The organism is Clostridium amazonense, assembly GCF_056431285.1.
In genome coordinates this window covers 1-15,011 of record NZ_JBWKMH010000028.1, presented here as the reverse complement: position 1 = coordinate 15,011, position 15,011 = coordinate 1, and the positions used below count along the sequence as shown (strand labels likewise).

15 protein-coding genes are annotated in these 15,011 nt (G+C 25.6%); 4 read left to right on the top strand and 11 right to left on the bottom strand.

Annotated elements, in window-relative coordinates:
- Positions 1-18: 18 nt before the first annotated feature.
- Positions 19-612: an anthranilate synthase component II gene (locus AC07E4_RS11710; protein ID WP_478216487.1), complete on the bottom strand. Its 594-nt coding sequence runs from the start codon at positions 610-612 to the stop codon at positions 19-21.
- A 291-nt stretch (positions 613-903) separates the two neighbouring features.
- Here AC07E4_RS11710 and AC07E4_RS11705 point away from each other — a divergent pair, with 291 nt between their 5' ends.
- Together AC07E4_RS11705 and AC07E4_RS11700 are read left to right on the top strand one after the other, a co-directional pair.
- Complete coding sequence (locus tag AC07E4_RS11705; protein WP_478216486.1) at positions 904-1,719, top strand: PHP domain-containing protein; 816 nt, start codon at positions 904-906, stop codon at positions 1,717-1,719.
- A 435-nt stretch (positions 1,720-2,154) separates the two neighbouring features.
- The gene (locus AC07E4_RS11700; RefSeq protein ID WP_430828524.1) at positions 2,155-2,694 is read left to right on the top strand and encodes a 50S ribosomal protein L25; all 540 of its coding nucleotides are present in this window, start codon (positions 2,155-2,157) and stop codon (positions 2,692-2,694) included.
- 76 nt (positions 2,695-2,770) lie between these two features.
- On the opposite strand, the gene AC07E4_RS11695 is transcribed toward AC07E4_RS11700, so the two are convergent.
- The 5 genes from AC07E4_RS11695 to AC07E4_RS11675 all read right to left on the bottom strand — a co-directional run bounded on the left by AC07E4_RS11695 (position 2,771) and on the right by AC07E4_RS11675 (position 7,546).
- Entirely contained in the window at positions 2,771-3,655 is an 885-nt protein-coding gene (locus AC07E4_RS11695) for a class I SAM-dependent methyltransferase (RefSeq protein ID WP_478216485.1), read from the bottom strand.
- A 21-nt stretch (positions 3,656-3,676) separates the two neighbouring features.
- Entirely contained in the window at positions 3,677-4,720 is a 1,044-nt protein-coding gene (locus tag AC07E4_RS11690) for a DNA polymerase IV (protein WP_040329145.1), read from the bottom strand.
- A 161-nt stretch (positions 4,721-4,881) separates the two neighbouring features.
- Complete coding sequence (locus tag AC07E4_RS11685; protein ID WP_040329146.1) at positions 4,882-6,267, bottom strand: aminopeptidase; 1,386 nt, start codon at positions 6,265-6,267, stop codon at positions 4,882-4,884.
- A 164-nt stretch (positions 6,268-6,431) separates the two neighbouring features.
- A complete protein-coding gene (hprK, locus tag AC07E4_RS11680; RefSeq protein WP_040329148.1) occupies positions 6,432-7,346 on the bottom strand; it encodes an HPr(Ser) kinase/phosphatase in 915 nt (304 codons plus the stop codon).
- A gap of 14 nt (positions 7,347-7,360) precedes the next feature.
- Positions 7,361-7,546: a DUF896 domain-containing protein gene (locus tag AC07E4_RS11675; RefSeq protein WP_040329149.1), complete on the bottom strand. Its 186-nt coding sequence runs from the start codon at positions 7,544-7,546 to the stop codon at positions 7,361-7,363.
- Positions 7,547-7,815: 269 nt separating this feature from the next.
- Here AC07E4_RS11675 and AC07E4_RS11670 point away from each other — a divergent pair, with 269 nt between their 5' ends.
- Positions 7,816-7,977, top strand: a complete 162-nt coding sequence (locus AC07E4_RS11670; protein WP_074432712.1) for an aspartyl-phosphate phosphatase Spo0E family protein — start codon at positions 7,816-7,818, stop codon at positions 7,975-7,977.
- 78 nt (positions 7,978-8,055) lie between these two features.
- Here the strand turns inward: AC07E4_RS11670 and AC07E4_RS11665 are convergent, their stop codons facing one another.
- Positions 8,056-8,454 (bottom strand): hypothetical protein, encoded by a 399-nt coding sequence (locus AC07E4_RS11665; RefSeq protein ID WP_040329150.1) that lies wholly within the window; start codon positions 8,452-8,454, stop codon positions 8,056-8,058.
- Between the two features lie 183 nt (positions 8,455-8,637).
- On the opposite strand from AC07E4_RS11665, the gene rocF reads away from it, so the two are divergent.
- A complete protein-coding gene (rocF, locus tag AC07E4_RS11660) occupies positions 8,638-9,534 on the top strand; it encodes an arginase (RefSeq protein ID WP_040329152.1) in 897 nt (298 codons plus the stop codon).
- A 40-nt stretch (positions 9,535-9,574) separates the two neighbouring features.
- Here rocF and AC07E4_RS11655 read toward each other — a convergent pair whose 3' ends face one another.
- The 4 genes from AC07E4_RS11655 to AC07E4_RS11640 form a co-directional block, all read right to left on the bottom strand.
- Positions 9,575-10,753, bottom strand: coding sequence for an FprA family A-type flavoprotein (locus AC07E4_RS11655; RefSeq protein WP_478216484.1), 1,179 nt, complete (start codon positions 10,751-10,753; stop codon positions 9,575-9,577).
- A gap of 199 nt (positions 10,754-10,952) precedes the next feature.
- Positions 10,953-13,238, bottom strand: coding sequence for an RNA polymerase recycling motor HelD (gene helD / locus AC07E4_RS11650; RefSeq protein WP_478216483.1), 2,286 nt, complete (start codon positions 13,236-13,238; stop codon positions 10,953-10,955).
- A gap of 305 nt (positions 13,239-13,543) precedes the next feature.
- Positions 13,544-14,017 carry a peptide deformylase gene (gene def / locus AC07E4_RS11645; RefSeq protein ID WP_040329155.1) on the bottom strand — a complete coding sequence of 158 codons (474 nt, stop codon included), beginning with the start codon at positions 14,015-14,017 and terminating at the stop codon, positions 13,544-13,546.
- A gap of 104 nt (positions 14,018-14,121) precedes the next feature.
- The gene (locus AC07E4_RS11640; protein WP_040329156.1) at positions 14,122-14,673 is read right to left on the bottom strand and encodes a hypothetical protein; all 552 of its coding nucleotides are present in this window, start codon (positions 14,671-14,673) and stop codon (positions 14,122-14,124) included.
- Between the last annotated feature and the right edge of the window lie 338 nt (positions 14,674-15,011).

Below are 15,011 nucleotides of genomic sequence, written 5' to 3'. Positions count from 1 at the left end.
TCATAAGTCCCCCTAAATTTACGCTTTAAACTCTTTATTCCATGACTTAGCATTTTTTGTGAAATTTTTTATAATCTCATGTCCAAATTCAGTAAGTTCTGCTTCTGGATGAAATTGAACTCCTTCTATTGGATAATTTTTGTGTCTAACACCCATTATTACATTATCTTCTGTTTCAGCCGTAATTTTAAGTTCTTTTGGTAATGAACTTTTTTCAATTATTAATGAATGATATCTTGTAACATTTATTGTGTTTTTTATATTTAAAAATACACCTTCTCCATCATGTTTTATAGCAGATACTTTTCCATGCATAGGCATTTTACCTTTAAGTATATTTGCTCCAAAAGCATGTCCAATAGCTTGATGTCCTAAACAAACACCAAATATAGGTATTTTGCCTTTAAATTCATTTATTACATCTAAAACTATACCACTTTCCTTGGGTGATTTAGGTCCTGGTGAAATTATTATACCTTCTGGATTTAATTTATAAATTTCTTCTATTGTTATTTTATCATTTCTGTAAATTATAGTTTCTTCATTTATTTCATCTAAATATCTTACCAAGTTATATACAAAAGAATCGTAATTATCTATCATCAAAAACATTGTCTTCTCCCCTTTTATTAAAAAGTTTGTTAAATTTATATAATTATATAGTGAAAATGTAAATATTAAAATTTATTAATTATTTAAAAACATCTTAAAATTCAATAATCTATTTACAAGTTGAATTTACTATGTAAAATATATTAATCATTGTTTTTCTAATGCTTTATATCTATGTTATATTAGTAATAATAATATTATTATGTTTTCTTATTTAAGAATACAATTTTATTGGAAATAAAACAATTCATTGCGCTATAGTAAAGAATTACATTTAAAGGAGATGTTAATTTGAAGATTGATTTACATACACATACAACTGCTTCTGATGGAGTTTTAACACCAGTGAAGCTAATAGATAAAGCCCTTAAAAACACTTTAGATATACTAGCTATCACAGATCATGATACAACAAATGGTTTAGAAGAAGCACTGACATATAGTAAAACTAAAAATATAACTATAATTCCTGGTATTGAACTTTCTACAATGCATAATAATGAAAGCATTCATATATTAGGTTATTTTAAAGATGATAGTTATAAAGATAAATCATTTCAAAATTTTTTAAATGATTTAAAAAGTTCTAGAATAGAAAGAGCTAAAAAGATAATCTCAAACTTAGAAAAATTTTTTAATATATCAATTTCATATGAGGATATTAGGGATAACTACATAATAGCAAGGCCTCACATAGCTAAAGCAATAATAAAGAATGGATATAATTATACTTTTGATGAAATTTTTAAGAAATTCATTAATAAAGATAGTCCTGCATATGTAGAAAATAAAAATATTTCACTTGAAGAAGGTATTGATATACTTAAAAAATATAATGCTTTTGTTTCACTTGCTCATCCTGTATTAATAAAAAAATCTAATATTGAAGATTTAATGGAATTAAAATTTGATGGTATTGAAGCGTATTATTCAATTAATAGTGATTATGATACAGCTAAGTATATTAATCTTGCTAGAAAATATAATAAAATTTTGACATGTGGTTCAGATTTTCATGGAATTGAAAAAGATTCTAACCATGGAGATATTGGTTGTGTATCATTAGATGATAAAAGAATATCTATCTTTATGAATTCTTTAACTTAAATTTAACTTAAATTATATTTAATTACAGTTTTATGTAAACATATTAATTTATTGTTAATATTTTCTTTTTTTATTTTATTATTTCCATTTTTGAGTTATAATTTATTTTGTATAAAATAGAATAAAAAAGGAGAGTGATGCATATGTGGAGGATTATTCCTAATTTCTATTGTAGAATTAAGACCTCCTAATATGTAATTAATGTTGTCTTAATTTTCTTTGGAAATTATATATATATATCTATAATTTTTTTATAAATTATGAGTATATATAGGATAAGTTACATACTTGAAAATATTTTAATTCATAAATATAAATAATTTTTATATTCAAGTTTGTTTTACTCTACATTAATTAAAACATATAAAAAACTAACATATTAATTAAATTGACTTATTATTTTGTTTATGTGTTTAAAGAAAGAAGGAATTTAAGATGAATAAATCAATAATTTTAGCAGAAGAAAGACTTAAAAACGAAACGGGTAAAAAAGTAAGAAAGCTTGGAAAGGTTCCTGGAATAATTTATGGCGAATTTCTAGAAACTAATATTCCTGTAAAAATGGATGAACCTTCACTATTAAAGCTGCTTAATGCTAATTCAGATGGTTCTATAATACAACTTAAAGTTAACGATTGTATGAAACGTTGTGTTGTAAAAAAAGTTGAGAAGGATTGTGTTACTAATAAAATTATGCATGTTGAATTCCAATATGTAAAAGAGAATGAAGTAATAAAACTAAGACTTCCTGTAAAATTCGTTGGTCATGAGAATTTAGCACTTAAAAGACTAGTTCTTGAAAATAACTTAAATGACATAGAACTTCAAGGTCCAGTTGAAAAAATACCTGAATACTTAGAAATAGATGTTAGTAGTTTAGAATATAATGATAAAATATTTGTAAAGGATATCAATCTACCAGATGATATTAAACTTATAACTAATCCTGATACACTTGTAGCTTTAGTAAATTAATGTATTTTTATTATATAAGGGTTTATCTCAGTAATGAGATAAACCCTTTATCTTTATTTAATATATTATTTCAATTTTATTTTGCCTCTATAGCAATAACAGCATACCATTCATTAATAAGTGGAATTAAATCAAATTTATTTTCATTACAAATACCCTCTCCAATTGTTACTAATTTAACATTATCAAACCCTCCATTTTTATGAATATTGTATACATCTTTTTCAAATACCATTTCACCAATACTATCTAAATTACATAATTTTAAAGCATCATTTATCTTTGACTTAATGTTTTCATTATCTTCTTCTATCATTGCGGAATTTATAAGTTTTCCACTTTGCTTAAGTACTCTTTTGCATTCTTTAATTCCTTCAAGTTGAATTCCAATCATATTACATATTCCAAAGAAACTTACACATCTATCTATAGTTTTATCTTTTAATGGCAAATTCAAGCAATCACAAGCTATAAAATTAACTTTCAAAGAACTGTTTATATTTTTTAATTTTATCCTATCATATTTTAATACTTCAAAACTTAAATCTGTTAAAATTATTGTTGGATTATAATTAATATTGGCAGCCATATATCTTGCAAGCATTCCTCTTCCAGATGCTATATCTAACACAACCTCTGGCATACTGCAATTTAGATCATCTATAATGTACTTTTTTAATTTATTATTTAAGTCACTTATTATAACGTCAGTATTTTCTTCTATTTTTTTATCTAATTCATCATAATTAAGCTCCTTATAAGACTCACTCCATTGATTCATAGATTCTTGTTCTTTTGAGTTAAAATCTAGTACACCATCCTTTATTGAATACTTCTCTCCACAATTACAAAAAATTTCTCCATCTAATATCTCATTATCTTCCTCTTTTGTAATGTTATTAATCTTAAATTTTCCATTGCACTTTGGACACTTAACTATTTCTAATAAATCTAAATACATAACATCTTACCCCCTTAATATTTAAAACAACTTCAGTTGTTCTATTTCACACTCCCCAAGTGATGAGATTGTCAATCCTATTAATCGTATATCTTCTTTTAATTCTATACTATTTAGTATTTCTAAAGCTTCAATATAAATTTCCTCATTAGTACTAATATATGTATTTAACGTTCTACTTTTTGTGTGATTTTCAAAAGATGCTGTTTTTATTTTAACTGTTAAAGTCCTTCCTGATAAATTATTTCTTTTTAAGTATTCTTCTATTTTAAATGAAAATATTTTCAAATACTTTTTCAATTCATCTTTATCTTTTGTATCATTTTTCAATGTTATTTCTTTTCCAATGGATTTTCTTTCTCTAGTTGTAATTACTTCTCTATTATCCATTCCTCTAATTCTATAATAAATTTCTATTCCTTGTTTCCCAAAATATTCATAGAGAAATTCTTTATCTAAATCATACAGTTCTTTTATATTAAAAATAGCCATATTATTAAGTTTTCTTTCCATTTGTTTTCCTAGTCCATGAACTTTTCCTATAGAAAGAGGCCATAATATCCTAGGTATCATTTCTTTATCTATAATCTTTATACCATTAGGTTTATTCCAATCTGATGCTAACTTTGCTAAAAATTTATTATATGATATGCCTACCGATAAAGTAAGTTTTACCTCATCCATTACAAGTTTTTTTATTCTTTTTGCAACTATATATGCATCTTCATTTATATCCGTTATGTCTAAATATGCTTCGTCTATACTAACAGGTTCTATTTTTCCTGTAATTCTATGTAAAATTTCAAAAACTTTACTTGATACTTCTTTATATCTTGAAATTCTTGTAGGTAAAAATATTGCATTTGGACATAGTGCTTTAGCCTTATATATAGGCATAGCTGACCTTATTCCATATTTTCTAGCTTCATAAGAGCATGTAGCTACAACACCTCTTTCTGAAACTCCCCCAACAACAACTGGCTTCCCTCTTAATTTAGGATTATCCAAAACCTCTACAGATGAAAAAAATGCATCCATATCTATATGAATGATTACTCGCTCCAAATATTTCACCTCTGCTACTTTTTATATTTTCATAACTTCTATTATATCATTTTATAGCTTTTCTTTTTAAAATTATAAATAAAATTTACAATTATTTATCAATATAAAAAAATAAAGTCCTGCTATAAGCAGAACCTTATTTTTTATATTATAAATTTTAATTAAGCTTCTATTAAGAATGCTTCATATGCTCTTCTTGCTTCATATATATCAGCTTTACTTGCTATTTCATATGGAGCGTGCATGTTGTGTAGAGCAACTCCTGAGTCGATAACTTCCATTCCATACTCAGCTAAGATGTAAGCGATTGTACCACCGCCGCCTTGGTCAACTTTTCCAAGCTCTGATGTTTGCCAAGAAACATTGTGTTTTTCCATTATGCTTCTTAACTCAGCAATGAATTCTGGGTTAGCATCGTTACAGCCACCTTTTCCTCTTGCTCCAGTATATTTATTGAATACAATACCTTTTCCGAAGAATGCATTGTTTTGTTTTTCACTTACTGATGGATAGTTTGGATCAAATGCAGCACTTACGTCTGAAGATAACATTTTTGAGTTAGCTAATGCTCTTCTTACTTTTAAGTCACTGTAATCTCCCATTAAGTTTACAACTTCAGCAACCATGTTTTCGAAGAATCTTGATTGCATTCCTGTAGCACCTTGGCTTCCAACTTCTTCTTTATCAACTAATAAAGTTACACAAGTTTTCTTTGTTTCTGTTAAAGCTGCCATTGCTTCATATGAAGTATAAGCACAGATTCTATCATCATGTCCATATGCCATAACCATAGAATTGTCTAATCCATAATGTCTAGCTCTTCCAGCTGGAACTACTTCAAGTTCTGCTGAAACGAAATCTTCTTCATCTATTCCGTATTTTTCATTTAATAATCTTAATGCATTTAATTTAACTCTATTTTTAGCTTCTTTGTCTTCAACTGGAATACTTCCTATGCAAACATTTAAGTCTTCACCTTCGATACCTTTTGCTAAAGTTTTAGCCATTTGGTCTCCTGATAAGTGAATTAATAAGTCAGAAATTCCAACTACTGGTTCATTTTCATCTTCACCTAGAACAACATTAACTATTGATCCATCTTTTTTACAGAATACTCCGTGTATTGCTAATGGAAGAGTTGTCCATTGATATTTTTTAATTCCACCATAGTAGTGAGTTTTTAACATTGCAAAATCTGCATCTTCATATAATGGATTTTGTTTTAAGTCTAATCTTGGTGAGTCAATGTGAGCTCCTAAGATGTTAAATCCTTTTTCTATTGGTTCTGAACCGATTAAGAATAATGCTAAAGTTTTTCCCATGCAATTAGCATATACTTTATCTCCAGCTTTTAAAGATTTATATGTATTTATATCTTTATAACCTTGAGCTTCTGCTAATTTAGTGAATTCTACAACACATTCTCTTTCTGTTTTGCATTTAGACATGAAGTCTACATATCTATTTGATAATGCAAATACCTTTTCTAAATCTTCTTTAGTGTATTTGTCCCAAGCTAATTCATATTTTTTTGTTAAATCTGCCATATTTTTTTCCTCCCTAAAATTTAAATTTTGAAAAAATTTATATCATTTCAAATTTTTATATCTCTCGGAATATATTGTACATAATATTTCTAATAATTACAAATGTTATTTTCTTATTTTTTTTAAATTGTTCAATAATTATTAACATTTTCTTAACTTTTTCTTCAAATCTCTATGTTATTTAAATCTTCTAACCTTTTTTCAATAGTTTCTACTGCAGTAATATTTTGAGTAGCATTATATCTAAAATTAACCGCTGCTGCTTCTATTATAACTGCTAAATTTCTACCTGGCCTTATTGGTAAAGTTATTTTTGGAACTTTAACATTTAATATTTCTATTTCTTCTTTATCAATTCCCAATCTTTCATAATATTTATCAGGATTCCAATTTTCAATAGATATAACTAGTTTTATAAATTTTCTAGGGATTATAGCACTTAATCCATATATAGCAGAAATATCTATTATGCCTAATCCTCTAACTTCTAACATTCCCTTAGTTACATAGGGACATGTTCCTTGAAGTGTTCCATCTATTTCTTTTATATCTACAGCATCATCTGCAACTAGTCTATGTCCTCTTTTTATAAGCTCTAATGCTGTTTCACTTTTCCCAATTCCACTTTCACCTAAGATAAGTATTCCTATACCATACACATCTACTAGAACTCCATGCATTCTAGTTTCTGGCGCTAATTCTGTTTCTAAAAAGTTAGTGATTCTTCCTGTAAATTTGCTAGCTTTTAATTTTGTTCTCAAAATCCATATCCCATGAGTTTTAGCGCATTGTAAAAGTTCATCATCTACTTCTAATCCACGAGTTATAATTATACAAGGAATATCTAAAGAAAAGAACTTATCTATTCTTTCACTCCTTAATTCTTTCGAAAGCGACTTTAAGTAGTAATATTCGCTTTTACCAATTACTTGTATTCTTTTCGTGTCGAAATAATCATAATACCCAGATAATTGAAGTCCAGGCCTGTTTATATCACAGGCCTTTATTTCTTTTTCTGTATTTCCTTCAATTAAAACTTCTACATTAAAATTTTTTATTATATCTTCAACAGTTACCATACTTAAATTTCTCCTTAACTTCTTGGTTTTGGTGGAATTCTTTCTATTCCCTCTAACTGTGCTCTAAAATTTCTTTTTACATTGTTTATGTATCTTTGTCTTAATTCTTGTTGTTCTTCTTTTTCTTCTTCAGTTAATCCTTCATTTTGACTTTTTTTGTACAAATAGTTTATTCTTTCTATCATTTTATCAAAATCCATAATAATACCTCTTTCTTAATTCGATTGCTTTTTACATTTTTTTCTTTATATATTTTTTAAAATTGCTTCTTTAATACTGGTATCTGTCTATTTACTAGCTTTTTTTCTTTTTTATGAATATACTTTCATAATTTTTTATATATTGTAAAAAAATAATTAAAAATGTATTTTTTTGACAAAACTTTTCTCTTAACATTACTAATTATTTCTGATACAATTTAATTTGTAAAAATCAGTAAAAAAAATAATATTTATGTAGGAGAAAGAAAATGAATGTTGATGCCAAAATTTTACAAGAAAAAATTGACTACTACAAATCTATCTTAAATTCATTAGTTTTAAAAAATTCAATAACTGATAATGAGATAGTCAATTATTCCCAAATGTTAGATAAATATATAGTTGAATATCAAAAACTTATTTTTAATTAATTAGATAAAATTTCATATATACGTTAAATACATATATTGTTCAAGCTTCAGATATTTATTCCTTTCTGAAGGCTTGATTTATTTTTTATCTAAATTTAACATTATTAAATCTATATCATCTATTTCATTTTTAGAAAATACTGCTATAAAATTCATAACATCATAACACACTTCAGTTGGTTCATAACATATCACTTCATAATTTAATTCTACTTCTTCACTACACTCTTCTACAATCTCTTCCACATTATCCATTGCAAAATCAGTTAAATATGGCAATAGATATTCATAATACCAACTTTCACTTTTACTTTCTTCCTCACATTCATCATTTGCATATTCTTCTGCTGCCTCTAGTTCTAAATCATCAAAGTAATAATTAAATTTTAATATTATTCTTGAATCATCATAAGATAACTCTTTTATATCCTCTAGATCACATTCTGCTAAAAACTCTACTATTTTCTTCTTATCCAAAACATTACCTCCTCTAATTATTATAAATCTATTATATTATATACTCAAATAGCAAATGCTTTTATTATAATTTTAACATTTTTCTTAATTTTTATAATGTTGAAATTTAAAGTTTTTTTTCAAAACTACTTATATTTTTTTTCATTTTGTTATATAATTTTAAATCGCAAAGGAGGAATAATTATGCAAATAAATGTTATAGGTGTGCCTTTATTTTTAGGCTGCGACAAAAAAGGTGTAGATTTATCACCAAATCAATTAAGAGAACAAGGTATGTTAGATATTTTGAGAAAGAATAATCATACAGTTTTCGACTTAGGAAACTTATATGTTCCTTCTATTAGTGAATGTGATAAGTTTTCTTCTCACCCTAAAATGAAATATCTTAATACTATAGTTGAGGTAAATTCAAATTTAGCTCAAACTGTTTACTCTTCATTAAATTCTAATTCTTTTCCTTTAGTTATTGGAGGAGATCACTCTTTAGGATTAGGTAGTATTTGTGGTGCTAGTAAATACTATGAAAATCTTGGAGTAATATGGATTGATGCTCATGGTGATATAAATACACCAGAAACTTCACCTACTGGAAATGTTCATGGAATGCCTTTAGGTGCTGCAATGGGTTTTGGAGACAAAACTTTAACTAATTTATATTTTAATGGTTCTAAAGTTAATCCTAAAAACGTTTTTATCATTGGTGCTAGAGATTTAGATAAAGGCGAATTAGAATTAATATCTAAAGAAGGTATAAATGTATATTCTACTAAAGATGTAGAAAGCAAAGGTATACTTTCTATACTAGAAGATATAAACAATATATTAAACAAAAATAATGTAGAAAACATACATCTTAGCTTTGATATAGACTCTATTGATCCTGAGTTTGCATCTGGAACTGGAACACCAGTACCTGATGGTATGACAGTGGATGATGTAAAAACCTTATTATCTAACCTTTTAAAAACAGGTAAAATAAAATCTATGGATTTTGTAGAATTAAACACAAAGCTTGAAGATGGTACTATTACTATAAACTTATGTTTAGATCTTTTGGATGTTATATCTGAAAGCTTATAATAAAAAAACTATAGGCAAAATTTGCCTATAGTTTTTTACATTACTTTATTAATTTTAAATACTCATCTATAAAGTTTTTACATTCCTCATATTCTTTTTCACTAGGTACAAAATTAAATTTAAATCCATTATCTAATGTTTTAAATTTTAATTCTTTTAATCTATTATGAAGCATTGATACCCCTTCACCGCTCCAACCAAAAGATCCAAATGATTCTGCTGCTTTTCCCTTATTAACTACAGCACTAATACCAGTTAATAAATTCCATGCAGGCGCTACTGCATCTTGATTTATTGTTGGTGATCCTACTAATATTCCACTTGCTTTATCAACTTTGTCAATTAAATTTATTAAATTATGACTTGTTATTTCATGCGCTTCTGCTTTTATCCCTCTTTCATTTATTAAATCTCTCATGAAAAATGCTATTTTTTCTGTATTACCATAAGCAGAAATATAGAATATTTGTACATTCTTTTCCTTTATTGGTTCTTCTTCAGCCCATTTTCTATATAAATCTATATACTTAAATATTTGTCTTTTTGTATGAATTGGTCCATGACTTGGAGCTACTAAATCAAGGTCTAAATCTTCTATTTTATCTAGTCCCATATTTACGAATTTCTTGAATGGTCCCATTATGCAATCGAAATATAATTTCATTTCACTTTCATAATCTCCACCACAATCTCCAGTTATACATCCTGTTGGACAATAATGACATCCCATTACATCACAAGTAAATAATGTTCTATCATATTCATCATATGTGAACATTGTATCTGGCCAATGTAAATTTGGTGCTGATATAAATTTTAATGTTCTCTTTCCTATATTTAGTTCTTTATCTGCTACTAATTTATTGAATGGTCTATTTAAAATGTTTTCTAAATACTTTAATGCCGCTTTAGATGCTACTATAGTAGCATTAGGATATACATCTAAAACCTTTTCTAAAGATCCACTATGGTCAAGTTCAGTATGGTGAACTACTATATAATCAATACCTTTATCACCTATTACTGATTTTATATTTTCTAAAAACATATCTGAAAATCTATTTTTTACAGAGTCAAATAGAACTATTTTTTCATCTTGTATTAAGTAAGAATTATAAGTAGTTCCTCTTTTAGTTTCCATTATTATATCAAAAACTCTAAGTTCAGGGTCACTAACACCTACCCAATATAAATCTTCTTTTAATTTTTCTGGTTTCATAAAAACACCCTCTCTAATAAAACATTTACAAATACTTTTACTAATTTTTCATTCATAATATTTATTTTAAATTTTTTATATTAAATATAGGATTCCATAATATTAATAAATTTATTATCCTTTATAAAAAATTATTAACAATTTATTCACTAAATATATATTATCATATCAAATATTTCTTTTCAAGTAATAGTTATTATTAAGAAGTTAACATTTTAGATAATTCTCCATTGAAAAAAATAAATTCTTTATGCAATGCTCTTGTTAAGTTAACATAAAGTATTTTTTTATCTAATTCACTTGTTATATTATAATTATTTTCGCTACAATTATATATTATAGTAGTATCAAACTCTAATCCTTTAGTCATATAACTAGGTATTATTATTCTTTTACCTTTAATTTTAGAAGTACTATTACTTATGCATTCCCATTGTTTATTCATTTTTTTTGCATATTTAAAAATTTCTTTACATTCGCTTAGTGTTTTGCATATTATAGCTATTGTTGTTTTATTTTCAACATCTATTTCATTTATTATCTCTTCAACTTTTCTTATAAAATCTTCATTAGATTTAAACTTTAATATTTTAGGTTTATCTCCATGTCTTAAAACGGGTTTAGCCGGTATTATATCTAACTTTTGCTCTTTTAATACCTCATTTGCAAAATCTATAATTTCTACTGTTGATCTATAACTTTGTGTTAAATTTATATATGTTGTATCATCATTATATACTGAACTTATAACTTTTTTCCAATTGTCAATTCCCTTATAATTGTAAATTCCTTGTCCTAAATCTCCAACAATTGTTACTGAATTTTGAGTGCTTAAAAGTTTTATTATATGCATCTCAAACATACTATAATCTTGTGCTTCATCTACTATTATATGAATAAAATTCTTATCTATTCCTTCAATTTTCATCTTCAAATATAGTATATGACATAAGTCTTCACTATCAATAACCTTATTATCTATATTATTTTTACTACTTTCCACAATATAATTTACTATTTTAGAAGGCAACTTATTATTAGTTATATTATTAAAAAATTCTTTACTTGAATATAATTCATTATATAGTTCAATAACATTTCTACTTTTCCATTGTTTGAAAAATTCTTTTAATACTTCTGATGAATTTCTTTTAAGCATAGAAATTTCTCTATCTCTTTCATCATAAAGTTCTATAATTTTTTTTCTTTTTTCAAGTTCATCAATTTCTAAATTTTTTATATCTTTTATCATAAAAAAGTAATCTTTTTCTATTTCATCTTTAAGTTTATCTATTCTATTATGCAATTGTTTCTTAAAATATCTTTCTATTTCTTCTTTTCTTTTCTTTATTGGCAAATGTATTAAATCCCTCACGTATAATCTTTTTATTTCATTTTGAGAGTATAATGTATATTTTCCTACCTTTATATCATCTAAATTTATATCTTGTTTCTCTAAATACATTACATATTTGTCTATCAATGTTTTATAAGTAAGAGAACCTTTAATTTTACTAATAGCTTTTATATATTTACATTCTTCCTCATTTACAGCCTCTATTAAATACGCAAGCTTTTCATCTTTATTTAAAGTCTTACCTTTATAACCTATAAATTCTTTACATATACCATCAAAAGTATTTTGCTTTATATTGTAAACTCCTAAATTAGGTAATATCTCTGATATATAATCTAAGAAAATTTTATTTGGTGCTACTACTAATATATCTTTATCCTTTACTTCTTCTTCATACTGATAAACTAAATATGCTAACCTATGAAGTGCTACAGTTGTTTTTCCTGAACCAGCTGACCCCTGTATAATTATAGGTTTGTTTTTATATGCTCTTATTATTTCATTTTGTTCTTTTTGTATTGTTGCCACTACATCCTTAAGTTTACTACTTACATTTTGATCTAGTGTAACTTTTAAAAATTCATCTACTAATTCATCGCCTTCTGCATTTGATTTTAATATTATCTCATTTATTCCTTCATCAAAGGCATCAACTAGCGCTCCATCTCTAATTAAAAACTTCCTTTTCAACTCTAATTCACCTTCTACTTTACCTGCTGGTGAATTGTATGAGCACTTTCCATATGTCCCACTGTAATATAAATTGGCTAAAGGTGCTCTCCAATCTATTATTACCTCTTCATTTTTCAAGTCATCATTTAATCCAAATTTTCCAATATAAAAACTTTCCTTTTCATTATATTTTTCTTTAAAATCTATTCTTGAAAAATAAGGAATATTTTTTGATTCGTTAAATTCATGTAAGTTTCTAGAAATAAATTTAAACCTTTGCTCACATAAAATTAAATCTGTACTGTATGTGCCTCCACTTGCTTTTTTCAAATTTGAAATTCTTTCTTTACATTCTTCATTTTTTATAGTTAAATCATCAACTTTATCTTCTATCCAAGTCTTTACATTTTGAAATTTTTTAATTTCAAGCTTCATCTCATTACTTCTTATAGCCATAAATACACCTCTACATAAATTTATATTTTGAGTTAATTTTTATGGACTTTGAAAATTATTTATTTCATTTTCTTTACATATAAACAGATATTAAACAGATATTTTCTTAATAACCTTTAAACTTACTATCAATTATATCAGAAAATTTAGTTTTTTAACCAATATTTTCATTATATTATAAATTAAAATTTGTTTAATTTGTTAACTTTTTGTTCATACTTTGTTTGAAATTTCACAAAAAAAATAATCATAACTCTAAGAATTTCTTCTTTTAAGTTATAATTATTTATCACAGAGTATATATTTTATTCTTCTTCTTCAACTAATTCATACATAACTTCAGCTTTTGACATATACATTATACCTGATAAATGATCTATTTCATGGCAAAAAGCTCTTGCTAAAAATCCTTTAGCTTCATACATTACTTTTTTTCCTTCTACTGTCATTCCTTCTACAACAACTTTAGTAGGTCTAACTACTTCACCTTCATGCATAACATAGCTTAAACAACCTTCAAAGTCTTTTTTACTTCCAGAACTTTTAACAATCTTAGGATTTAAAAGCACTATTGCATCGGAACCATCCCTAAGGTCTATTAATATAGCCTTTTTTAAAACACCTATTTGTGGTGCAGCAAGTCCTACTCCATCACAACTATACAATGTATCTTTTAAATCTTGCACTAACTCAAGTACCTCATCGTTTATTTCTGTTATATCTTCACATACAGTATTTAATATGTCATCACCGTATTGTAAAATTTCTCTTATTGCCATAAATATCTCCTTCCAAAACTTTTCTTCTTGATAGTTTAAATTCTATTACAACGTATTTTAAGTTTATTTCCTATATATTATATAACAAACAAGAATTTTTTTCATCATTTCTTTATATTACTTTCATCTATAACGTTTATAATAACTTTATTGTTTCTTCCGGCTTTTTCTTCCTCATTATAAATAAATTTTAAATCTATTGTCGTACTTCCCACACCTTTAGAATATAAATTTAAATTCTGTCTTCTTATTAGTTCTCTCGCTCCATTTCTTATTCCTAATTTATTTTTAGTTGGAGTTATATAATCATCACCTAAATAAGATATTATCTGTTCATTTATTTCACTATCTATTCTCCATTTATAGGATACCATTGAATTCGCAGGTAATGATATTTTAAACTCTTTTCCAATAGGTATAGTAATTTGTATACTTTCATTATCTTCAACATTATGTTTTTCAAACTTAATTAAATTATCTTCTTTATATATTACATAAATATTTTGAGAAGTATCATCTGTTTCAATATAATTATGATTAGTTATAAGCCACTTATCATTACCTATACTAAAATTTACACTAGAAAAGTATTGAACTAAAGAAAAACAGAGTAATACAATTATTAATAATACAATAAATATTATCTTTTTTTTCATCTAACATCACTCTTTTCTCAAAGCTATAATATTTATTATATTCACAATACATTATTTCTCTATTATATATATGTTAAAATTTAAATTATTTATATAGGAATCCAAGTTGAACCTTTAAGTTATTCATGTTTCAGTTGAGAATTTTAATTTTAAGTTTTAATCTATATTTCAAAAAAATTGACAATGGACAATTGACAGTGGACAGTGAAGGTCTCATAGGCCCCTATAGAAATGTAGACTCATAATTCAAATGGAATTATACTAGGATTAATGAATGGAGGGGTGCATTATGAGTGAAAATTTTATTAGAAAATATACTGAAGAAGAACGAGTGAAAA